At 64.9% G+C, this 22,453-nt stretch carries 20 protein-coding genes and 1 other RNA gene; 11 read left to right on the top strand and 10 right to left on the bottom strand.

Annotated features, from left to right (window positions below):
* Positions 1-35 precede the first annotated feature (35 nt).
* The 4 genes from rpoD to AOA14_RS12695 form a co-directional block, all read right to left on the bottom strand.
* Positions 36-2,051, bottom strand: a complete 2,016-nt coding sequence (gene rpoD / locus AOA14_RS12685; RefSeq protein WP_058813480.1) for an RNA polymerase sigma factor RpoD — start codon at positions 2,049-2,051, stop codon at positions 36-38.
* A gap of 35 nt (positions 2,052-2,086) precedes the next feature.
* Positions 2,087-3,967, bottom strand: a complete 1,881-nt coding sequence (gene dnaG, locus AOA14_RS12690; RefSeq protein ID WP_062902078.1) for a DNA primase — start codon at positions 3,965-3,967, stop codon at positions 2,087-2,089.
* The gene (locus tag AOA14_RS19325; RefSeq protein WP_082819919.1) at positions 3,964-4,401 is read right to left on the bottom strand and encodes a GIY-YIG nuclease family protein; all 438 of its coding nucleotides are present in this window, start codon (positions 4,399-4,401) and stop codon (positions 3,964-3,966) included. Before AOA14_RS19325 ends, dnaG begins: the two co-directional genes overlap by 4 nt.
* A 113-nt stretch (positions 4,402-4,514) precedes the next feature.
* A complete protein-coding gene (locus AOA14_RS12695; protein ID WP_062902079.1) occupies positions 4,515-4,967 on the bottom strand; it encodes a GatB/YqeY domain-containing protein in 453 nt (150 codons plus the stop codon).
* Between the two features lie 131 nt (positions 4,968-5,098).
* Here AOA14_RS12695 and carA point away from each other — a divergent pair, with 131 nt between their 5' ends.
* The 5 genes from carA to AOA14_RS12715 all read left to right on the top strand — a co-directional run bounded on the left by carA (position 5,099) and on the right by AOA14_RS12715 (position 11,203).
* Positions 5,099-6,358: a glutamine-hydrolyzing carbamoyl-phosphate synthase small subunit gene (gene carA, locus AOA14_RS12700; RefSeq protein WP_062902080.1), complete on the top strand. Its 1,260-nt coding sequence runs from the start codon at positions 5,099-5,101 to the stop codon at positions 6,356-6,358.
* A gap of 29 nt (positions 6,359-6,387) precedes the next feature.
* The gene (locus tag AOA14_RS19830) at positions 6,388-6,660 is read left to right on the top strand and encodes a hypothetical protein (RefSeq protein ID WP_062767961.1); all 273 of its coding nucleotides are present in this window, start codon (positions 6,388-6,390) and stop codon (positions 6,658-6,660) included.
* Positions 6,660-9,980 carry a carbamoyl-phosphate synthase large subunit gene (carB, locus tag AOA14_RS12705; RefSeq protein ID WP_062902081.1) on the top strand — a complete coding sequence of 1,107 codons (3,321 nt, stop codon included), beginning with the start codon at positions 6,660-6,662 and terminating at the stop codon, positions 9,978-9,980. The genes AOA14_RS19830 and carB overlap by 1 nt, the downstream gene beginning before the upstream one ends.
* 97 nt (positions 9,981-10,077) lie before the next feature.
* Positions 10,078-10,554, top strand: coding sequence for a transcription elongation factor GreA (gene greA / locus AOA14_RS12710; RefSeq protein ID WP_003047342.1), 477 nt, complete (start codon positions 10,078-10,080; stop codon positions 10,552-10,554).
* Positions 10,555-10,567: 13 nt separating this feature from the next.
* The gene (locus AOA14_RS12715; protein WP_062902082.1) at positions 10,568-11,203 is read left to right on the top strand and encodes a rhomboid family intramembrane serine protease; all 636 of its coding nucleotides are present in this window, start codon (positions 10,568-10,570) and stop codon (positions 11,201-11,203) included.
* Positions 11,204-11,206: 3 nt separating this feature from the next.
* Here the strand turns inward: AOA14_RS12715 and AOA14_RS12720 are convergent, their stop codons facing one another.
* The 4 genes from AOA14_RS12720 to AOA14_RS12735 are packed head-to-tail and all read right to left on the bottom strand — an operon-like array spanning position 11,207 to position 13,920.
* Positions 11,207-11,755, bottom strand: coding sequence for an NUDIX hydrolase (locus AOA14_RS12720; protein WP_062902083.1), 549 nt, complete (start codon positions 11,753-11,755; stop codon positions 11,207-11,209).
* 28 nt (positions 11,756-11,783) lie between these two features.
* Positions 11,784-12,464: a TPM domain-containing protein gene (locus AOA14_RS12725; protein ID WP_062902084.1), complete on the bottom strand. Its 681-nt coding sequence runs from the start codon at positions 12,462-12,464 to the stop codon at positions 11,784-11,786.
* Between the two features lie 12 nt (positions 12,465-12,476).
* The gene (locus tag AOA14_RS12730; RefSeq protein ID WP_409372296.1) at positions 12,477-13,307 is read right to left on the bottom strand and encodes a TPM domain-containing protein; all 831 of its coding nucleotides are present in this window, start codon (positions 13,305-13,307) and stop codon (positions 12,477-12,479) included.
* A 10-nt stretch (positions 13,308-13,317) separates the two neighbouring features.
* Positions 13,318-13,920, bottom strand: coding sequence for a LemA family protein (locus tag AOA14_RS12735; protein ID WP_003047327.1), 603 nt, complete (start codon positions 13,918-13,920; stop codon positions 13,318-13,320).
* 118 nt (positions 13,921-14,038) lie between these two features.
* Here AOA14_RS12735 and mscL point away from each other — a divergent pair, with 118 nt between their 5' ends.
* Both mscL and ssrA read left to right on the top strand, forming a co-directional pair.
* The gene (mscL, locus tag AOA14_RS12740) at positions 14,039-14,461 is read left to right on the top strand and encodes a large conductance mechanosensitive channel protein MscL (RefSeq protein ID WP_062902085.1); all 423 of its coding nucleotides are present in this window, start codon (positions 14,039-14,041) and stop codon (positions 14,459-14,461) included.
* A 58-nt stretch (positions 14,462-14,519) separates the two neighbouring features.
* Positions 14,520-14,878, top strand: a transfer-messenger RNA (tmRNA) gene (gene ssrA, locus AOA14_RS12745).
* 90 nt (positions 14,879-14,968) lie between these two features.
* Here ssrA and AOA14_RS12750 read toward each other — a convergent pair.
* Complete coding sequence (locus AOA14_RS12750) at positions 14,969-15,379, bottom strand: MerR family transcriptional regulator (protein ID WP_062902086.1); 411 nt, start codon at positions 15,377-15,379, stop codon at positions 14,969-14,971.
* Between the two features lie 107 nt (positions 15,380-15,486).
* Between AOA14_RS12750 and AOA14_RS12755 the strand changes: the two genes are divergently transcribed.
* The 4 genes from AOA14_RS12755 to AOA14_RS12770 all read left to right on the top strand — a co-directional run bounded on the left by AOA14_RS12755 (position 15,487) and on the right by AOA14_RS12770 (position 20,527).
* The gene (locus AOA14_RS12755; RefSeq protein WP_062903153.1) at positions 15,487-16,104 is read left to right on the top strand and encodes a cation efflux transmembrane domain-containing protein; all 618 of its coding nucleotides are present in this window, start codon (positions 15,487-15,489) and stop codon (positions 16,102-16,104) included.
* A gap of 186 nt (positions 16,105-16,290) precedes the next feature.
* A complete protein-coding gene (locus AOA14_RS12760; RefSeq protein WP_062902087.1) occupies positions 16,291-17,973 on the top strand; it encodes an MFS transporter in 1,683 nt (560 codons plus the stop codon).
* The gene (locus AOA14_RS12765) at positions 17,970-19,157 is read left to right on the top strand and encodes an HlyD family secretion protein (protein WP_062902088.1); all 1,188 of its coding nucleotides are present in this window, start codon (positions 17,970-17,972) and stop codon (positions 19,155-19,157) included. The genes AOA14_RS12760 and AOA14_RS12765 overlap by 4 nt, the downstream gene beginning before the upstream one ends.
* Positions 19,154-20,527, top strand: a complete 1,374-nt coding sequence (locus AOA14_RS12770) for an efflux transporter outer membrane subunit (RefSeq protein WP_062902089.1) — start codon at positions 19,154-19,156, stop codon at positions 20,525-20,527. Before AOA14_RS12765 ends, AOA14_RS12770 begins: the two co-directional genes overlap by 4 nt.
* Here AOA14_RS12770 and AOA14_RS12775 read toward each other — a convergent pair.
* Positions 20,524-22,395 carry a M1 family metallopeptidase gene (locus AOA14_RS12775; protein WP_062903154.1) on the bottom strand — a complete coding sequence of 624 codons (1,872 nt, stop codon included), beginning with the start codon at positions 22,393-22,395 and terminating at the stop codon, positions 20,524-20,526. The genes AOA14_RS12770 and AOA14_RS12775 overlap by 4 nt on opposite strands.
* Positions 22,396-22,453: the final 58 nt, after the last annotated feature.

Below are 22,453 nucleotides of genomic sequence, written 5' to 3' on the forward strand. Positions count from 1 at the left end.
GGGGCGGGGTGTCTGATTTTTCGGTACGGATCGACCTATTGGTCGAGGAAGCTGCGCATCTTGCGGCTGCGGCTCGGATGCTTGAGCTTGCGCAGCGCCTTCGCCTCGATCTGGCGGATACGTTCGCGCGTCACGCTGAACTGCTGGCCGACCTCTTCTAGGGTATGGTCGGTGTTCATGCCGATGCCGAAGCGCATGCGGAGAACACGCTCCTCGCGCGGCGTAAGCGAGGCCAAAACTCGCGTAACCGTCTCCTTGAGGTTCGACTGCACTGCGGCGTCGACCGGGATGACCGCGTTCTTGTCCTCGATGAAATCGCCGAGGTGGCTGTCTTCCTCGTCGCCGATCGGCGTTTCGAGGCTGATCGGCTCCTTGGCGATCTTCATCACCTTGCGGACCTTTTCGAGCGGCATCGACAGACGCTCGGCCATTTCCTCCGGCGTCGGCTCGCGGCCGCTTTCGTGGAGGAACTGACGGCTGCAGCGCACCAGCTTGTTGATCGTCTCGATCATGTGGACCGGGATGCGGATCGTGCGCGCCTGGTCGGCGATCGAGCGGGTGATCGCCTGCCGGATCCACCAGGTCGCATAGGTGCTGAACTTGTAGCCGCGGCGGTATTCGAATTTGTCGACCGCCTTCATCAGCCCGATATTGCCTTCCTGAATGAGGTCGAGGAACTGCAGGCCGCGGTTGGTGTATTTCTTCGCGATCGAGATCACGAGACGCAGGTTCGCCTCGACCATTTCCTTCTTGGCGATGCGCGCTTCGCGCTCCCCCTTCTGGACCATGTTCACGACGCGGCGGAACTCGGGCAGGCTCATACCCGCCGCCTGGGCGATTTCCGAAATCTCGGTCCGGATGCGGTCGACCGCCGCGCCCTCATTCTCGGCGAATGCCGCCCATTTCTTGTCGAGCTTGCCGACTTCGTCGAGCCAGTTTTCTTCGAGCTCGCGCCCGACATAATGGTCGAGGAAGGCCTTGCGCGGCACCTTGTGGCGTTCGGCAAGACGCAGCATCTGGCCGCCGAGCGCAGTCAGGCGCCGGTTGTAGCTGTAAAGCTGGTCGACCAGATATTCGATCTTGGTACCGTGGAACTGCACGCTTTCGACCTGCGCGGTAAGTTCCTCGCGCAGCTTGTGATATTTTTTTTCCTGCGCGTCGGGGAAGTCGCCCGCCGTCGACAGCGCCTCAAGCCGGGCGTCCTGAAGCTTCTGGAACGCCTTGAAGCTCTTGGTGATATTGGCGAATTTCTCGAGAGCGTCGGGCTTGAGCAATTCTTCCATCGCGGCGAGGCTCAGCGTGTTGTCCTCGTCGTCTTCCTCAAAGCTTTCGCGCTTGCCCGACGAGCCTTCGCCGTCCTCGTCATCGCCGTCGGCCGAAGGTTCTTCCTCGACCTCGTCCTCGTCCTTGAACGAGACGCCGGCGGTCTTTTCGCTGATTTCGCCGTCGTCGCCTTCGCCCTCGTCATCAAGGTTTTCGGGCGCCGGATCCTTTGACAGCATCGCTTCGAGATCGACGATCTCGCGCAGTTGCATGTCGCCGTTGTTGAGCGCGTTCGACCATTCGATGATCGCGTTGAAGGTCAGCGGGCTTTCGCACAGGCCGAGGATCATCGTGTCGCGGCCCGCCTCGATGCGCTTCGCGATCGCGATTTCACCTTCGCGGCTCAAAAGCTCGACCGCGCCCATTTCGCGCAGGTACATGCGCACCGGGTCGTCGGTGCGATCGACCGTTTCCTTCTTCTTTTCGATCGCGGGATTGGACACCGAACCGGTGTTGGCGCTGACGTCGATATCGTCATCGCTTTCCTGTTCGGCTTCTTCCTGCACATCCTCATCGCTTTCGACGATGTTGATGCCCATGTCGGAGATTGCCGACATGATATCCTCGATCTGCTCCGAAGACATCTGATCCTGCGGCAGGGCTTCGTTGAGCTCGTCGTAGGTCAGGTAGCCGCGCTTCTTGCCGCGCGCGATCAGCTTTTTGACGTCGGCCTCGTTGAGGTCGATCAGCGGCGCGTCGGTGTCGGCTTCGGTGTTCTTGGTGGCCATATGCTTCAGTCGTTCCTGCCTTGGGGCAATATATGTCAGCTCTGGCTGCTGTCGGACAGCGCGGCCAGGCGGCGGGTCAGTTCCTCATCCATCGCGCGCAGCTTTTGCTGTCGGGCATGGCCCTCGTCGTCCATCGTGCGCATATAGTCCGCGGTCGCCTCGGCAAGCCGAGCGCGGATTTCGGGCTGCGTCACGAGCACGCCGATATATTCGTCAAGGTCACGCAGCGCGATTTCCCGAGCCGCTTCCACCTCTTCGCCTTCGAGCCTTCGATTGAATGAGAAGTGCATTCCGTCGGCTCTGAGCAATGTCGTCGCCCTATTATACACTTTCATCGGCTCCAATATGGCAAGCAACCCCTCGGTATCAAGCCCTTCTTGCGCTGCCGCGCTGTCAAGTATTGCGCGGAGCAGTTCGGCGTCGGCAGAATCGGGCACAGCGAGCCGTATGAGCGCCTCTTCATTGCGGGCGATCGCCTGCGGATAGCGGAGCAGTCCGCCGAGCAACGCCGCGGCGAGCGGCGCCGCGATTCCGGCCTTGCCGATGGAACGCGTCTCGTCGGCCGGAGGTTGCAGGCGCGGGTCGGGCGCGAAGCGGCGCCCGCCCCCGCGTGATGCCTGCGGCGCCCAGGGCACGCGCCCGCCACGCTCGGCGCGCGGGCGCGCGAACAGCGCGTCGAGCCGCTCGCGAAACGCTTCGCGATAATGGTGCCGCACGTCGGCATCCTGGATCGCGTCGGCATGGGCGAGCAGCCGCGTCTTGAGCGCCGCGCGCTCTTCGGGGGTGGTGAGCGGCCCCGCCGCAACCTCATGCGCCCACAGCCGTTCGACGAGCGGCTGCGCTTCGTCGAGGATGGCGGCAAAGCCTGCGGCGCCCTTGGCGCGGACAAGATCGTCCGGATCCTGCCCCGCAGGCAGGGTCGCGAAGGCAAGGCTGAAGCCCGGGCGGAGCAGTGGCAGTGCCCGCGTTGCCGCGCGCATCGCGGCCTTTTGCCCGGCATTGTCGCCGTCGAAGCAGAGCAGCGGCACCGGTACCATCCGCCACAGCATGCCTAGCTGGTTCTCGGTCAGCGCGGTGCCGAGCGGCGCGACGGCGTCGGCGATCCCCGCCTCGGCAAGCGCGATGACGTCCATGTAGCCTTCGACGACGATCACCCGGTTCGTCTGCCGCGAGGCGGGGCTTGCCTTGTCGAGATTGAAGAGCGTGCGCCCCTTGTCGAAGAGAGGCGTATCGGGCGAGTTCAGATATTTGGGCTCGCCGTCGCCCAGGATCCGGCCGCCGAACGCGATCACGCGCCCGCGTGCATCGCGGATCGGGATCATCAGCCGGCCGCGGAACCGGTCATAGGGTTCCTTGTCGTCGACCGCGATGAGCATGCCGGACTCGACCAGCATCGCGGTGGGGAATTTCTTGAGCGCCTCTTTCAGCGCGCTGCGACTGTCGGGTGCGAGGCCGAAGGCAAAGGCGCGGCGGGTGGAGTCGGAAATGCCGCGCCTCGCCAGATAGTCGCGCGCTGGGGCGCCGTTGGTGCTTTCAAGCTGCTGCGCGAACCAGTCGGCCGCGCCCTGCACCACGTCGCGCAGACTCGCCTGCTCCTCTGCCTTTTTCGCGGCGCGCGCGTCGGGGGCGGGGACTTCCATGCCGACCTCGGCAGCGAGTTCCTTGACCGCGTCCATGAACGACAGGCCGCGCTGGTCGGTCATCCAGCGGATCGCATCGCCATGCGCCGAGCAGCCGAAGCAGTGGTAGAAGCCCTTTTCGTCGTTGATCGTGAAACTGGGGGTCTTTTCGTTATGGAAAGGGCAACAGGCCTTATACTCGCGCCCCGCGCGCGTGATCTTCACCGTCCGCCCGATCAGGGTCGACAGCGTGATCCGCGAGCGCAATTCGTCCAGCCATTGCGGGGTGAGGGTCATTCTTCTCCCCTCACTTGGCGAGCCATCATCCCAATCCCGTTCGTGTCGAGCGAAGTCGAGACACGTTTGCGCCCGGCCTCACGTCCCTCGACTTCGCTCGGGGCGAACGGAGTGGGAGAGTGTGTCTCGGCAGAAGCCGGCAGGGGAGGACGTTCTTTAGGCGGTTTGGCGAAATGCCCCACCATAGCCCAGTCGCCGCGGATCAGCGCTTCCTTCTTGGCTCGCGACCAAGGCTTGATGCGCCGTTCTGCCTCCAGCGCTTCGACGCGCGTCGCAAAATCTTGCAACCAAGCCAGAGTCACGGGCTTCCGTCGCGAGGTAAAATCGCAAAATCCGCCATGTTGATGCTCAGCGATGCGGCGTTCCAAATTATCGGTGTGTCCCGTGTAATAGCGACCGTCGGAGCAGCGCAGCATGTAGGTCCAGAACACCATACCGCCACATAACCGTTCGTCCCGAGCGAAGTCGAGACACGTTGGCGTGGCGCAAGGTAGAACGTCCGTCGACTACGCTCGGGACGAACGGAGAAAAAGGCCGTGTTTGAGGTTTAACTCAGCGCCGCCTTCACCCATCCGCTTGCCTTGCTCATGTCGAGCTGGCTGCCGTGGCGGTCTTTCACCGCCGCCATCACCTTGCCCATGTCCTTGACGCTGGTCGCGCCGAGTTCGGCGACGATCGCGCGGATTGCGGCGGTGGCGTCGGCTTCGGAAAGCTGGGCGGGCAGGAAATCCTCGATAACCACGACCTCGGCCGCTTCGGTGTCGGCAAGTTCCTGGCGGCCGCCCTGTTCGTACATGGCGATCGATTCGCGGCGCTGCTTGACCATCTTCTGGAGGACGTCGGTGACGAGCACATCGTCGTCGGCCGGCGCCGTGCCGGTCCTGAGTTCGATGTCGCGGTCCTTGATCTTGGCCAGCATCAGCCGGATGGTGCCCAAACGCGCCTTGTCGCCGGCCTTCATCGCGGCAACCTGCGCAGCCTTGATGTCATCGCGAATCATGCGTGTCCCCATGTGCTGCAAATTTCGGAAAGAGCCTCTCTAGCGGGAAGATTCCAAATCCGATAGCTTGTGAATCACTTTTTTGCCGCCTACTTGGTCGGCCGTTTAGCCCCCCGTCCGGAGCAGTTTAAATGGCACCAGCCAATCCATCCGCCGCGCCTTCTGGAGCGACCGGCGTCCTCGTTCTTGCCGATGGCACGGTCCTGTGGGGCGTGGGCTATGGCACCGCCGGGGCGGGTGTCGGCGAAATCTGTTTCAACACCGCGATGACCGGATATCAGGAGATACTGACCGACCCGAGCTATGCCGGGCAGATCATTACCTTCACCTTTCCGCACATCGGCAATGTCGGCGCGAATCCCGAGGATATCGAACGCAGCGCACGGGCGGCCATCGGCTGCATCACCCGCGAACTGCCGACCGCGCCGAGCAATTTCCGCAGCGTCCAGACGCTGCCCGAATGGATGGCCGAACAGGGCCTGATCGGGCTGGCCGGCATCGACACGCGCGCGCTGACCCGCCGCATCCGCGATGCGGGCGCCCCCAATGGCGTGATCGCGCACAGCCCCGACGGCAAATTCGACATCGACGCGCTGCTGGCGATGGCGCGCGGTTGGCCGGGGCTGGAGGGCATGGACCTGGCGAAGGAGGTCAGCCGCACGGATACGGGTGATTGGGATGCGGGGACTTGGACGCTGGGCAAGGGGTATGCTCCTCCCCTCCTGCATGCGGGAGGAGCCGGCGGTCGGCCAACGTCTGCACCGATATCTGAGAACATGCCCACCCCTAACCAATCCCGCGAGCGGGAGGGGGATAGCAGACCTCATGTCGTCGCGATCGATTATGGCGCGAAGGACAATATCTTCCGTAACCTCGTGAAGGCCGGCGCGCGCGTCACCGTGGTCCCCGCGACCGCGACACTCGACGACGTGCTGAGCCACCAGCCCGCGGGCGTGTTCCTGTCGAATGGCCCCGGCGACCCCGCGGCGACCGGCGAATATGCGGTGCCGGTGATCCAGGGGCTGCTCGAGCGGGGTGTGCCGATCTTCGGCATCTGCCTCGGCCACCAGATGCTCGCCATCGCGGCGGGGGCCAAGACCATCAAGATGCACCAGGGCCACCGCGGCGCGAACCATCCGGTGCAGCGCGTCGGCGGCGATTTTGCGGACGGCGTGGTCGAGATCACCAGTATGAACCACGGCTTCGCAGTGGACGCCGCGACACTGCCCGCAGGCGTGGTCGAGACGCACAAGAGCCTGTTCGACGGATCGAACTGCGGCATCGCGATCATGGGCAAGCAGGCGTTCAGCGTGCAATATCACCCCGAGGCGAGCCCGGGGCCGCAGGACAGCTTCTATCTGTTCGAGAAGTTTGTGGGTGGGTTGAAGTGATTGCTCGCGCCGTTACGGCAATCACGCTTATGCTGACATTGGCGGGATGCGCGGCCAGCCCCACAGATTCCGACGCGGAAAGATTGAAGGCGGGGCTGGCACGTGTGGAGACACAATGCGGCGCGAAGCCTGGCACGTTAAAACTCGATAGCGATAACTTGGTCGCAGTGATGCCGACGCCGGATGCAAAATACGAAACGATCGATTGCGTGTTTCGAGAGCTGAAGAAGCCAGAATTCTCGGACCACATCAAACTCGGCTTCGTCGGCAACGAATCATACGCAGCAGAAGAACAGAAATAATGCCCAAAAGAACCGACATCCAATCCATCCTCGTCATCGGCGCCGGCCCGATCGTGATCGGTCAGGCGTGCGAGTTCGACTATTCGGGGACGCAGGCGATCAAGGCGCTGAAGGAGGAGGGCTATCGCATCGTCCTCGTCAACTCCAACCCGGCGACGATCATGACCGATCCCGAGCTGGCCGACGCCACGTACGTGGAGCCGATTACGCCCGAGATCGTCGCCAAGATCATCGAAAAAGAGCGCCCGGATGCGGTACTGCCGACGATGGGCGGGCAGACCGCTCTGAACACCGCGCTGGCTTTGTTCAACGACGGCACCTTGACCAAATATGGCGTCGAGATGATCGGCGCCGATGCCGAGGCGATCGACAAGGCCGAGGACCGGATCAAGTTCCGCGACGCGATGGACAAGATCGGGCTGGAAAGTGCGCGCTCGGGCATCGCGCACACGCTCGACGAGGCGTTCGCGGTGCTCGAACGCACCGGCCTGCCCTCGATCATCCGGCCCAGCTTCACCATGGGCGGCACCGGCGGCGGCATCGCATACAACCGCGAGGAGTTCGAGCATATCGTTCGCGGCGGCCTGATCGCCTCGCCCACCACCGAAGTCCTGATCGAGGAATCGCTCCTCGGCTGGAAAGAATATGAGATGGAGGTGGTGCGCGACCGCAAGGACAATTGCATCATCATCTGTTCGATCGAAAATGTCGATCCAATGGGCGTCCACACCGGCGACAGCATCACCGTCGCCCCCGCGCTGACGCTGACCGACAAGGAATATCAGATCATGCGCAACGCGAGCATCGCGGTGCTGCGCGAGATCGGGGTCGAAACCGGCGGGTCGAACGTGCAGTTCGCGGTCAATCCGAAGGACGGCCGCCTGATCGTGATCGAGATGAACCCGCGCGTGTCGCGCTCCTCGGCGCTCGCGTCGAAGGCGACGGGCTTTCCGATCGCCAAGGTCGCGGCGAAGCTCGCGGTCGGCTACACGCTCGACGAAATCTTGAACGACATCACCGGGGTGACCCCGGCGTCGTTCGAGCCGACGATCGACTATGTCGTCACCAAGATCCCGCGCTTTGCCTTCGAAAAGTTCAAGGGCGCCGAGCCCTTGCTGTCGACGGCGATGAAGTCGGTCGGCGAGGTGATGGCGATCGGCCGCACGATCCATGAATCGATGCAGAAAGCGCTGCGCGGGCTGGAGACCGGATTGTCGGGCTTCAACTTCGTCGATCGGCTGGTCGGCGCGAGCCACGAACAATTGAAAAGCGAACTGGCGCAGCGCACTCCAGACCGGCTGCTGATCGCGGCGCAGGCGATCCGCGAGGGCGTGTCGCTCGCCGAGATCAACCGCATCGCGGGCTATGACATGTGGTTCCTCGCCCGCATCGCAGAGATTGTCGAGGCCGAGAACGGCGTGCTCGAAAATGGTCTGCCACGCGATGCCGAGGGGCTGCGCCGGCTGAAGGCGATGGGCTTTTCGGACAAAAGGCTCGCCTATCTGGCGCTGCAGTCGGCGCATCTGCGGCCCGGCACCGGCGCGGCGGCGGCGCGCGGCAGCGGGCTGATTCACGAGGCAGTGAAGGCGATGACCGGCGGCGTCACCGAAGGCGAGGTGCGGAGCCTGCGCCACAAGCTCGGCGTGCGGCCGGTGTTCAAGACCATCGACACCTGCGCCGCCGAATTCGCCGCCAAAACGCCCTATCTCTATTCGACCTATGAAGCCCCGACCTTCGGCGAGCCCGAGAATGAGGCGAACCCGTCGGACCGCAAGAAGATCGTCATTCTCGGCGGCGGGCCGAACCGGATCGGGCAGGGGATCGAGTTCGATTATTGCTGCTGCCACGCCTGCTTCGCGCTTGGAGAGGCGGGCTATGAAACGATCATGGTCAACTGCAACCCCGAAACGGTGTCGACCGACTATGACACGTCGGACCGCCTCTATTTCGAACCGCTGACCGCCGAGGATGTGCTCGAAATATTGCACGTCGAGCAGTCGAAGGGCGAGCTTGTGGGCGTGATCGTCCAGTTCGGCGGCCAGACGCCGCTCAAGCTCGCGCAGGCGCTCGAGGAAGCGGGCATCCCGATCCTCGGCACCTCGCCCGACGCGATCGACCTCGCCGAAGACCGCGAACGCTTTGCGGCGCTGGTCAACAAGCTGGGCCTCAAGCAGCCCGAGAACGGCATCGCGCGCAGCCGCGAAGAAGCCGTCGCGGTCGCGGCGCGCATCGGTTACCCGGTGCTCACGCGCCCCTCCTATGTGCTCGGCGGCCGCGCGATGGAGATCGTCGACGATCAGGCGCAGCTCGAAAATTACATCGAGACCGCGGTGCAGGTGTCGGGTGATTCGCCCGTGCTGATCGACCGCTATCTGCGCGACGCGATCGAGGTCGATGTCGATGCGCTGTGCGACGGCACCGATGTCGTAGTGGCCGGGGTACTCCAGCATATCGAGGAAGCGGGCGTCCATTCGGGCGACAGCGCCTGTTCGATCCCGCCGTACAGTCTGCCCGCCGACATCGTCGCCGAGATCGAGCGGCAGACCGACGCGCTGGCGCGCGCCCTCAACGTCCGCGGGCTGATGAACGTGCAATATGCGGTGAAGGATGGTGAGGTCTACCTGATCGAGGTCAACCCGCGCGCGAGCCGCACCGTGCCCTTTGTCGCCAAGGCGGTGGGTTCGCCGATCGCCAAGATCGCGGCGCGGGTGATGGCGGGCGAACGCCTTGCCGATCTGCCGAAGATCAATCGCGACATCGACCATGTCGCGGTCAAGGAAGCGGTTTTCCCCTTCGCGCGCTTCCCTGGCACCGACCCGGTGTTGTCGCCTGAAATGAAGTCCACCGGCGAAGTCATGGGAATCGATAGCGATTTCAATCTCGCCTTTGCCAAGGCACAGCTCGGCGCGGGAGACCGCCTGCCGACCGACGGGCGGCTCTTCGTGTCGGTGAAGGACAGCGACAAGCCGCGCATCGTCGCGTCGGTGAAGCAGCTCGCCGCCTGGGGGTGGCAGGTGATCGCGACCGGCGGCACCGCCGACTATCTGGCGGGGCAGGGCATCGACGTCGAACGGGTGAACAAGGTCGCCGAAGGTCGTCCGCACATCGTCGACCGGATCAAGGACGGCGATGTGCAACTGATCTTCAACACGACCGAGGGGTGGCAGTCGCTCCAGGACTCGCAGTCGATCCGCGCCTCGGCGCTCGCGGCCGACGTCGCCTATTATACGACGGCGGCGGGCAGCGATGCCGCAACCCATGCGATTGGCGCGCTGCGCTCGCACTCTCTTGAAGTAAAGCCGCTTCAGGACTATTATTGAGGGACCGCTTCATCTCCCTACATTGACGGAAACAGCGGCTCAGCCGCCCCGGCGAAGTTTCGCTGGCGGTGGATTATTGACGAAGGACAACAGGATAATGGCAAGCGTTGAAAAGGTTCCGATGCTGCAGGAAGGCTATGAGAAGCTGAGCGCGCAGCTCGCCACTCTCAAAGCCGAACGCCCCCTCATCGTCGATGCGATCGAGGAAGCGCGCGCGCATGGCGACCTTTCGGAAAATGCCGAATATCACGCCGCGAAGGAACGCCAGGGCCAGGTCGAAGCGACCATCGGCGATCTGGAGGACAAGCTGTCGCGTGCGCAGGTCATCGACCCGACGACGCTGTCGGGCGACCGCATCGTATTCGGTGCGACGGTGACGCTCGCCGACGAGGACGACAAGCCGGTCAAATATCAGATCGTGGGGCAGGCCGAGGCCGACGCCAAGGTGGGCAAGATCAGCTATAATTCGCCGCTTGGCCGCGCGCTGATCGGCCGCAAGGTCGATGACGAGATCGAAGTCACCGTTCCGGCGGGCGACAAATATTATCTCGTCACGAAGATCGAATTCATCTGACGATCGCGCCGAAATGAAACCGCAGGACGCACCGCTGGTCACGGGAGTTTCCGTGCTATGCGCGGTGATCTTCATCCTGCTGTCGATCAGCGGCTATCAGGTCGAGGCGATCGTGCGCGCGGGTTTCATTCCCGCGCGCTTTGCGATGGAGCCGATTGCGGCGCCGGGCTTTTTCGTGCCCTTCGCGCTCACCCCGCTGACCTCCGCTTTACTGCACGGCGGCATCCTCCACCTGGTGTTCAATCTGGTCGTCTTGCTGTTCATCGGCCGCCAGCTCGAAGCGCCGCTGGGGACGAAGGCGATGGCGGTATTGCTCGTCGCCGGCGCCTATGCGGGGGCCTTCGCGCAATATCTGGCCGATCCGCAATCGCCGGTGCCGATGATCGGCGCCTCGGGCGCGATTTCGGCGCTGATCGCGGTGTTCGCGCTGATTTTCAGTCGCTCCGAGACGCAGGCGCTGGGACCGATTCCGGCGCATTGGGTGCGCGCACTATGGCTGGCGGCAGCATGGATCGGGGTGCAGGTCCTGATCGGCTTTGCGGGCGGCGCGGGATTCGGCCTCGTCGCGATCTGGGCACATGTCGGCGGCTTCCTCGCGGGGATATTGCTCGCACGGCCGTTGCTGCGCTGGCGCTTCGGCGCGCGCTGACCGTCAGGACAGCGCGAGCAGCCCGCCCGCGAGCAGCATCGCGACGCGCACGTCGATACCGCAGCCTTCGGCGCGCTTTGCGGCGATAAAGGCGGCGATTTCGGGCAGCGGGACGCGGTGGACCGCAATGTCCTCGCCATCGACGCCGCCGCCTTCGCCGACCTTGGTCAGCCCGGTCGCGCGGAGCAGGGTGAAGCTTTCGCTGACCATGCCGGGCGAACTGTAGAATTCGCCGACGGTCAGCCACTCGGTCGCGCGGTAGCCCGTTTCCTCTTCGAGTTCGCGCACCGCGGCAAGCTCGGGCGCCTCGCCCGCGCTGTCGTCCCCGACAAGCCCCGCGGGCAGTTCGAGGCAATATTTGCCGAGCGGGACGCGATATTGTTCGACCAGCAGGATGTGCCGCCCGTCGGCGTCCTCGTCGATCGCCAGGATCACCGCGGCGTGAATGCCGCGCGACCGCGACACATATTCCCAATTGCCTTGCTGTTTCACCGTGATGAAGCGGCCTTCCCAGCGCGTTTCGACGGGCGTGCCGGCTGCGGGGCGGGTCATATCGTCTCCGTCGGCGAAAGGGTAAGGATCAAAGCTCGATCAGCCGGTCGGGCAGCTCGTTGGGGTTGCCGTCGCTCTTCGGGAAATGTTCGGCCAGCACGATACCCATGCGGCGGACCGCCTCGGCCATGCCATGGCCCGGACGACCGGCGCGCACCTCGTCGATCAGCGCTTCCATCGCTTCACCCCATATCGAGGGCGCGACCTTGGCGGCGATCGCTTCGTCGGCGACGATGTCGGCGCGATGTTCGCGCAGGCTAACATAGAGCAGGATGCCGGTGCGGCCCATCGTCTTCGCCTCGGTCCCGACCTTGAACAGGTCGATGGCGCGGGCGCGGACGCGCGCGGCGAGGATCGCGCGCGGCGTCAGCCACAGGCGCAGCGGGCGCCACAGCAGGACCAGCCAGACGCCGATCCATTTGAGCACCCCGACCGCGATGACGGTGCCGAGCCATTGATTGGCGGTCAGTTCATGCCCCCAGCCCCCGCTCAGCCGGTAGTAGAGACCCTGATAGAAATCGGGAAAAAGCGCGATCACCGACATGGCGATAAAGGCGATGACGCTCGCCCAGACGAGCGCGACATCGTCATAGTCGTTCGACTGCGCGGCGATCACCGTGACGATCTCGCCATCGGTGTGCCGTTCGGCCTCGGCGACCGCGGCGGTCACGATGTCGTGATCGGCTTCGCTGACATGGCTGACTTTCATTGCGCGTCCCCCTTACCAGCCGCCCGAGGCACCGCCGCCGCCGAAGCTGCCGCCCCCGCCCGAAAAGCCGCCTCCGCCGCCGAAGCCGCCCCCGCCGCCCCAGGAACCACCGCCCCAGCCGCCACCCGAACCGCCGCCCCAGTCATTGTCGCCCCAGATGATGATCGGGGCGCCGCCCCATGGGCGATGCTTGCGATGCCGCCGTCCACGACGCCCGAAGGCGCCGAGCATCGGCAGGATGAAAAAGAAGAAGATGATGAAGGCCACGAAGATCAGCCCGCCGATATTTCCATTGTCGGCGCGGTCGCGCTCGGCCTTCGCGGCCGACGCGGCGCGCGCCGCGGCTTCCTCCGGCGGCAGCTGGATCTGCTCGGCGATTGCATTCACGCCGTCCTGGATGCCGCCGGGCATGTCGCCGGCCTTGAATTTGGGCGTCACCACGTCGCGGATGATCCGGCCCGACAGCGCGTCGGTCAGCACGGGTTCAAGCCCATAGCCGACCGAGATGTTCATCCTCCGTTCGTTGGGGGCGATCAGGAAAACGACGCCGTCGTTATTCTCCTTGCCGCCGATGCCCCACGCGCGGCCGAGCTTGTAGCCATAGTCGCTGATGTCATTGCCATCGAGGCTGTTCACCGTCGCAACGACGAGCTGATGCCCCGTGGTCTTTTCCAGTTGTTCGAGCTGGACGGTCAGATTGGCTTCCTCGGCCGCCGGAATGATATCCGCCTGATCGACGACGCGCCCGCTGAGCTTGGGGAAATCCTGCGCCGCCGCGGGCGCAGCCGTCAGCAACAGCAGCCCGGAGAGGGCCGCCGTTGCTATGGAACGAAGCTGGGCGATCAGGCCCACCTTATTGACCGAAATCGACCTTGGGCGCGACGTTCGCGTTGGGATCGACCGCCTTATAGGGGGTCATCGGCTTGGCGCCGTGGACGATCTTGGCGCCGATTATGTCGGGGAAGGTGCGGATCGTCGTGTTATAGTCCTGCACCGCAGCGTTATAGTCCTGGATCGTTACGTTGATGCGGTTTTCGGTTCCCTCGAGCTGGGTCATCAGGTCGGCAAAGCGCGCCTGGCTCTTGAGCTCGGGATATTGTTCGACGGTAACGAGCAGGCGGCCGAGTGCGCTCGACACATTGCCCTGCGCCTGCTGGAAGGCCTGAACCTTCGCGGGGTCTTCCAGGTCGTCGGTGCTCAGCTTCACCTGCGTCGCCGATGCGCGCGCCTGGATGACGCCTTCGAGCGTCGATTGCTCGATCTTCGCGGCACCCTTGGCGGTTTCGACGAGGTTGGGGATCAGGTCGGCGCGGCGCTGATAGGCGGCTTCGACATTGGCCCATTTGGCCTTCGCGGCTTCTTCCTTGGTCGGAACGCTGTTGATGCCGCAGGCCGACAGGCTCATCGCGGCGGCCGGAACAATCAGCCAGCGGGCGGAACGATAGGACATGGTCATCAGGCTCCCTCAGGCGGCGTTTTGCCGCAACAATACACATAATAGGATGCCCCTTGCTTTTGCGCAATGACCGGCGCACCACCATGACGGCAGGATCAGCAGTTCGGGGAGCAATAAGATGCTGAACGAGTTCAAGGAATTTATCGCGCGCGGCAATGTCATCGATCTGGCGGTCGGCGTCATCATCGGCGGCGCGTTCGCGACGATCACCGGATCGCTGACCGAGGACGTCATCATGCCCCTCGTCGGCTGGCTGTTCGGCGGGGTCGATTTTTCGAGCAAGTTCATCCTGCTCGGCAGCATTCCCGACGGCATCGCCGCGACCGACTATGCGGCCTTGAAAAAGGCGGGCGTCGCGATGATCGGCTATGGTGCCTTCATTACGGCGGTGATCAACTTCCTGATTTTGGCATGGATCATCTTCCTGCTCGTGCGGGCAGTGAACAGGGTGGTGCGCAAGGAAGCGCCGGCCGAAGCGCCCGCGGGGCCGAGCGAGGTCGATCTGCTCACCGAAATCCGCGACGAACTGCGCAAGAAATAGCATTTCATCGCGCGCCGGCGTGGGTCCGGTGTCGATTCAGGACGAAAGGCCCGCCTGCGCTCTTCCAAAGTGCGGGCGGGCTTCCTATATGGGGAGGGTCGGTTTCGACCGGCTATGAGGATAAATGGTGTCGTGGAATAGACACAGCGGACCCGGGGGCAGTACCCGGCGGCTCCACCACAAGCCCACGTCCTTTTCGAAGGGGTGCGCGGGCTTCTGACGGGGCCGAACCAGGATCGACGTGTGTTCAAAGACGATGTTTTCTTCCGGGCTGAGTAACCCGTTAAAGGCTCAAAACCAATAGGTGCTAACGATAACGAAGCACTCGCTCTTGCTGCCTAACCGATAAGCCTCACGGCCTAAGGTTAGACAAATAGAACGCGGTTCGGACCGAACCGGGCAACAGAATCGGATACCAGCGGCTGGGGACGAGCCGGGCAACAGAATCGTCCCACCTTTCCCTTTTTCAGCTGCCGCCTCTCGCGTCGCCCCTGCGACGGCGTCTCGTCAATGCGCGCCGTCGCATTGACCATGATCGCCCAGCGCCTCGATCACCCGGCAATCGCCGGCCAAGCCGCCGCGGCAGCGGCCGACGATGCGGGTCAATTCATCGCGCAGCGCCGAAAGCTGCGCGATCTTCGCCTCGACCTGTTCCAGATGCGCGGACGCGATGCGATCGGCGTCGGTGCAGTCACGCTCGGGATGATCGGAGAGGTCGAGCAGCGAGCGGATTTCCTCGATCGTGAAGCCCAGTTCGCGCGAGTGGCGCACGAAGCGCAGCCGCGCGCGATGCGCGTCGTCATAACTGCGGTAATTGGCATCGGTCCGCGCCGGGGCGGGGAGGAGGCCGATCCGCTCGTAATAGCGGATTGTTTCGATGTTGGTGCCAGTGGCACGCGACAGTTCGCCGATCTTCATCGCTTGACCCTGTAGTTGCTACAGGGTGCATATAGGAGGCCGACTCGAAGAACCAAGCGGCCGCCCGGCAATTCCTGCGGCGGCCGAGACGGAAGGAGATGCAGGCGATGGCCGACCAATGCTGCGCCGAAAAAAGCGGAGCGACCGCGCTGAACGACCCCAAGTGGCGGCGCATCCTGTGGATCGCGCTGCTGATCAACGGGGCGATGTTCCTCGTCGAAATCGTCGCGGGCGTCGCAGCCGATTCGCGCGCGCTGCAGGCCGATGCGCTCGATTTTCTGGGCGACAGCGCCAATTATGCGATCAGCCTGACGGTCGCCGGCATGGCGATCGCATGGCGCGCACGCGCGGCGATGCTGAAGGCTGCGACGATGCTGGCGTTCGGGCTGTGGATATTGGCGTCGACGATCTGGGGCTTCATCGGCGGCAGCGCACCGCATGCCGAAACGATGGGGATGATCGGCGTCGTCGCGCTCGCCGCCAATGTCGCGGTCGCGCTGATGCTCTATCGCTACCGGACCGGCGACGCCAATATGCGCTCGGTCTGGATATGCTCGCGCAACGATGCGATCGGCAATCTGGCGGTGATGGCGGCGGCGCTCGGCGTGTTCGGCACCGGGCAGGGCTGGCCCGACCTTTTGGTGGCCGCGATCATGGCGCTGCTTGCCATATGGGGAAGCGCCGAAGTCTTCCGCCACGCGCGCCGCGATCTCGCCGCCGACTGACGCGCATCGCCAGACAGGCACCATTCGTATGCGCCGCGCGGAACCGAACCGGCGGCAAAGCATTTCCCCGCTTTGCCTTCGCCGGTCAGGAGCATATCGTGGCGCACAAGATGCGGATCAGGGGCGCCTTGCACTTCGGCCCGGCGCGCGCGTGCCGACGGCCGCGCGCACGATGGAGGCACGCGCGTGGCTGATCCCGCAGCGCCCGCGGCAGCCGGCGGCGCCTATGTGTTCAAGCCGCACGAACGCCCGATCATGCCGGGGTCGCCCGCGTCGCCTGACCATCCCGTCGGGCGCAAGGTCGGTTATTTCGTCATTGGCCTGTATCTTGCGATCGTCGGCGGTTTCCAGAATGGCCTGCTCATCGCCAATCTGACGGTGCTGCAGGGGCATCTCGACCTGACGCCCGCAGATGCGGGCTGGGTCACCGTTTCCTATAATATGACCAATGCGTGCATGAGCATCCTGCTCTATAAGTCGCGCCAGCAATTCGGTATTCAGCGTTTCGTGCGTGCGACGATGATCGCGCTCCTGATTGCCAATTTCGTCCAGCTTTTCGATGCCGGTTACCGCATGGAGCTCATCGCGCGCGGCGTGTCGGGGATCGCTGCGAGCGGGCTGACGACGCTTGCTGCCTTCTACATGATGCAAGGGTTGCCGGCGAAGATGCGGATTGCGGGCTTCCTGCTCGGCATCGGGCTGGGACAGGTGGCGATTCCGCTCGCGCGCGCCATATCGCCGCTGTTGCTCGCCGACGGGGACATCGGCAATCTGTTCGTGCTGCAATTCGCGCTCTCGCTCGTCGCGGTCGGCGCGGTCAACATATTGCAGCTCCCGCCGGGCGAAACGATCCGCTCGTTCGAAAAGCTCGACCTTATCACCTTTCCGATCCTGGCAGTCGGCTTCGGGCTGCTCTGCGCCTTTCTGGTGCAGGGGCGCATCATCTGGTGGTCGACGCCGTGGCTCGGCGGCGCGCTGGCTGCGTCGGTGGTGTTGATCGGCACCGCCTTCCTGATCGAACATTACCGGCGAAATCCGATGCTCCACACGCGCTGGATCGGCAGCCGCAACCTCATAAAATTCGCGCTGACCGGCGCACTCGTCCGCGTGCTGACGTCCGAACAGAATTTCGGGGCGAGCGGGCTGCTGTCCGCCACCGGCCTCGTCAACGATCAACTTGTCACCTATTATGCGGTGCTGTCGTTCGCGACGCTGATGGGGGCAGTGCTTTCGATCGCGCGGCTCGACCCGACCGACCTGCGGCGGCCGATCCTCGTTGCGCTGGCCGTCATTACCGTGGGCGCGTTCCTCGACACCCATTCGGGTCTGCGTACCGGACCGGTGAACCTGTATTTCTCGCAAGGCGCGATCGCCTTTGCCGCGGTCTATGTGATGGGTCCATTGCTACTCGAAGGGCTGCTGCGCGCCATTTCGCGCGGCCCTGCCTATATGGTCAGCTTTCTGGCGGTGTTCAGCCTGTCGCAGACGATCGGCGGGCTTGCCGGGGTCGCGGCGCTATCGGCTTTTCACACGCTGCGCACCAAGGCGCATCTGATGACGCTGGGGCAAAGCCTGTCCACGACCAACCCCGAACTGGCGCAGGGGATCAACGCGATCGCGGCGAGCCTGACCGGCAGCATCGCAGATCCCGCACTGCGCAGCGCGACCGCCGCGGGGCAGGTGTTGCGCGAGGCGGCGCGCGAGGCGACGATCCTGGCGTTCAACGACGTGTTCGTCGTGATCGGCAGCCTGTCGGCGATCGCCTTCGTCGCGATGTTCGCGCGCTGGGTTTATGATCGACGCCGCGGAATCAATCCATTGGCACGGGAACTTGAAGTCTTGCAGAAACTGAGGGCGCAAAATCAATGAGCGACGATAAACAGGAAGGCGCGCCGCCCGCGCCCGAAACGCCGGCACCGGCTCCGACGCCGGACCCGATGCCGACCCCGGCACCGGCTGCTGCCGATCCGACCCCGGCGGGACCGCCCGCCGACGCGCCGGCAGAGGGCTGGGCGCCGCCGCGTTCGCGCGGACGGATCAGCCTGTTCGGCGCGATCATCCTCGGCGGCGCGCTCGCCATTCTCTACGCCTGGGGACTACCGCCCTTCCGCGCGAACAGCCAGACCACCGACAATGCCTATGTGCGCGGCCAGACGACGATCATCGCGCCGCAGGTCGGCGGCTATGTGACCGCGGTGCTGGTGCAGGATTTCCAGACTGTCGCGGCGGGGCAGGAACTGGTGCGGATCGACGACCGCATCTACCGCCAGCGCGTTGCGCAGGGCAGCGCCAATATTGCCGCGCAGACCGCCTCGCTCGACAATAGCGCGCAGAGCAGGCGCTCGGCCGAGGCGCAGGTGAAGGCGCAGGAGGCGGCGGTCGCCAACGCCCGCGCGCAGCTCGCCCGTGCCCAAGCCGATATGCGGCGCGTCAACGATCTGGTCGGCGAAGGATCGGTGTCGATCCGCGAACGTGACCAGACGCTCGCGGGGCTCCGCCAGGCCGAAGCAGCGGTGCGGCAGGCCGAGGCGCAGCGCGCGATCGCCGAGGAGCAGGTGCGATCGGTGAGCGTCGGGCGCGGCGGTCTGGAGGCCGGGGTGGCCAATGCAAAGGCGGCGCGCGGTCTGGCCGACATCGATCTTCAGAACACGATCGTTCGCGCCCCGCGCGCGGGCAAGCTGAGCGAAGTGTCGGTGCGCGTCGGCCAGCTCGTCAGCCCGGGCACCCAGCTCATGTATCTCGTGCCCGAGAAGCATTGGGTGGTCGCCAATTTCAAGGAAGCGCAGACCGCGAATATCCGCGTCGGCCAGCGCGCGACGCTGCGCGTCGATGCGCTGGGCGGCGCCGAGCTGAAGGGTGTGGTTGAAAATATCGCCCCCGCGGCGGGCAGCGAGTTCAGCATCATCAAACCCGACACCGGATCGGGCAATTTCGTCAAGGTGCCGCAGCGGATCGCCGTGCGCATCCGCATCGAACCGAAACAGAAACTTGCCGAGCGGCTCGGTCCCGGCATGTCGGTGGTGGCGACGGTTCATACCGGACGCGGCGAATGAGGCGGCTCACCTTGCCGTTTGCCGGTCTGGCGCTGGCGTTGGCGGGCTGCGCGCCCGCGCTGACGCCGCCGCCCGCCGCGAGCGCGGTCGCACCGCCCGCCGACTGGCGCACCGTGCTGCCGACCGACGGTGCGGCGATCGACAGCCGCTGGTGGTCGGCATTCGGCGACGCGCGGCTGACCGCGCTGGTCGAACAGGCGCGCGCGAACAACAGCGACCTTGCCATCGCGGCGGCGCGCGTCGCCGAAGCGCGGGCACAGGAGCGCGTCGCACGCTCGCTGCTGCTGCCGAACCTGTCGCTGAGCGGGCAGGGGGCCGAGGCGCGCAGCGTCAACGCCTTCGGCCAGCCGACCGAAAGCTTCGCCGCGCAGCCGGTGTTCCAGGCGAGCTACGAGATCGACCTGTTCGGCCGCAATGCCGCGACGCGCGAAGCGGCGCGGGCCAATGCGGCGGCGGTTGCGGCGGCGCACGAGGCGGCAACACTGTCGGTCAGTGCGGCAGCGGCGAGCGGCTATATCACGCTGCTCGCGCTCGACGCGCGGCGGCAGTTGCTCGCCGAGACGCTGACCTCGCGGTCGGAGGCGCTACGGCTCGCGCGCAGCCGCGCCGAGGCCGGCTATACCTCGCAGCTCGAACTGCGACAGGCCGAGGCCGAATATCAGGCGACGACGCAGCAGATCCCGGCGATCGAGGCGGCAATCGCGCGGCAGGAAAACGGCCTGTCGCTGCTGGTCGGCGATACGCCGCATGCAATCGCGCGCGGCGAAGGTTTTGCCGCGCTCGCGGTGCCGCCGGTGCCTGCGGTGCTGCCGTCTGAACTGGTGCGGCGGCGGCCCGACATCGCGCAGGCCGAATATGCGCTGGCGGCGACCGACGCCAATCTGCGTGCCGCGCGGGCACAATTCCTGCCGCAAGTCCGGTTGGCGGCGTCGGCCGGGGCGGTGATTTCGTCGGCTTTGGGCGATCCGATCAGCATATGGTCGGTCGGCGGCAGTATATTGGCGCCGATCTTTTCGGGCGGGCGACTGCAAGGCCAGTTCGACGCCGCGACGGCGCAGCGCGATCAGGCAGCTTTCGCCTATCGCAAGACGGTTCTCACCGCCTTTCGCGAGGTGGAGGACCAAATGGCGGTGATCGACCGGTTCAACGCGCAGGAACAGGCGCTGATGGCGCAGCGCGCGGCGGTGGCCGATGCGCTGCGGCACGCGACCAACCGCTATCGCGCGGGCTATTCGCCCTATCTGGAACAGCTCGACGCGCAGCGGTCGCTGCTCGGCGTCGATCTCGCGCTGATCCAGCTCCGCGCCGACCGCCTGAACGCATATGTCGCCCTCTATCAGGCGCTCGGCGGCGGCGCCCCGGCGGCTTAATCGCCAGCGAGGATTTTCTCGATCCCCGATGCCACCGCGGGGTGATAGGTGGCGCGCGAGCGGGCGAACAGGTCGCGCGCGATCGCATCGCCCCACGCGCCCTGACGCTTCAGCCCGGTGTAGAGCGGCCGGATCAGCAGACCGCGCCCGACGGTGCCGGCGAACTGGCGCAATGACGGTAGCGCGGGTTCGTAGCGGTTGGCGATGGCAAGTTCGAGCCAGGCCGAACGGACATAGGCGTTGGTTGACGCCGACAGACCCAGCGTTTCGTCGAGTTCCTTGAGCCGCGCCGCGCTCTGCGCCCGCGGGATGCCGTTCAGGAAACGTAGCCATTGCTGCGTCGTCCAACCTTCGGGGGCGATGGCGCGCGCCGGACCGCCGGCGTTGAAGGCGGCAAGCTTGGCATCGACCGCGGCCAGCGTCGCGCTCTTGTGGTGCACCGCATTGTCGGGCAGGCCCGCGGCATAGGACCAGCGGTCGAGTTGCAACGACAGTTCGAGCGCCGGGTCGCCCTTCAGCAGATTTTCGCGCAGATCGGTCAGGAAACCCGCGGTCGTCTGCGGCTGAAAGGCATGGCGGTCGAAATAGGATTTGAGATAGGCGTCCCAGCGCGCGCGGCCGACCGTCGTTTCGATCATGCGCAGGAAGTTGGATCCCTTGGTATAATCGAGCGTGCCGTCGCCGGGTGCACCGTGCAGCCGGGTCTTGGCGCCGGTCTGGCCGCCATTGGCGTCGATGTCGCGCATCATATTGTCCCAGTCGAGATCGGCATACATCGCCGCGCGCTCCTTGCCATAGAGCGCCTCCATGATCCGGTTCTCGAAATAGGTAGTGAAGCCTTCGTTGAGCCAACTGTCGGACCAGGTCGCATTGGTGACGAGGTTGCCCGACCAGCTATGCGCCAGTTCGTGCGCGACGACGTCGGTGTTCGACCGGTCGCCGGTGATGATCGTCGGCGTGAGAAAGGTCAGCATCGGGTTTTCCATGCCGCCATAGGGAAAGGAGGGCGGCAGGACGAGCATGTCGTAGCGGCCCCAGCGATAAGGGCCATAGAGCGCCGAGGCCGCGTCGATCATCTTTTCGACATCGCCGAATTCGCGCGCCGCGGCGTCGAGCATCGTCGCTTCGGTCCACACGCCCGAGCGTGGGCCGAGCGAGCGGAATTTAAGGTCGCCGACCGCGAAAGCGATCAGATAGGGCGGCACCGGCTTGTCCATGCGAAAGCGAAAACGGCGGCGACCGTCGGGCAGCGCTTCGCCCTTGTCGCCGCTCAGCTTCTCGCCGCTCATCACCGCGACGAGATCGCCCGGAACGGTCAGCGTCGCATCCCATGTCTGACGGATACCGGGGCTGTCCTGCGTCGGAATCCAGCTCCGGTTGAGGATCGCCTGGCCTTGGCTGAACAGATAGGGCTTGGTCTTTCCCGCAGTCATTTCGGGCGGCAGCCATTGTAGCGCATTGGCTCCCGGCCGGCTGCGATAGGTCAAGACGATGCGCTGCGCGCCATCGAGTTCGACCGTCAGCGCCGAACCGAGTTCGGGATCGGTATCGCCGACAGCCCATTTGAGCGGCTTGCCATTGGCGTCGGTGACCGAAGAAATCGCCAGATTGTCGGCATCGAGGACGATCGACTGGGCATTGTTGGCGACGAGCAGATCGAGCGTCGCGGTGCCGCCCAGCGTGCGGGTCGCGAAATCGACATCGAGGTTCAGCGACACATGGGTGACGCGGGCGACCTCGGGATCGGCGTGGGTCCATACGTCCTTCGCTTCGGGCGTGGTCAATATGGGGGCAGGGGCGGTCGCCGTCTGTGCGGCGAGGGGCGAGGCGCCGGCGAGCAGCGCGGCGGCGAGCAGGATCATACGCATGGGAAGGCGGCGTAGGCGGCGACGCACGAAACTGCAACCGGCTGGTGGCACGAAGCAA

Source organism: Sphingopyxis terrae subsp. terrae NBRC 15098, assembly GCF_001610975.1.
Classification (GTDB): domain Bacteria; phylum Pseudomonadota; class Alphaproteobacteria; order Sphingomonadales; family Sphingomonadaceae; genus Sphingopyxis; species Sphingopyxis terrae_A.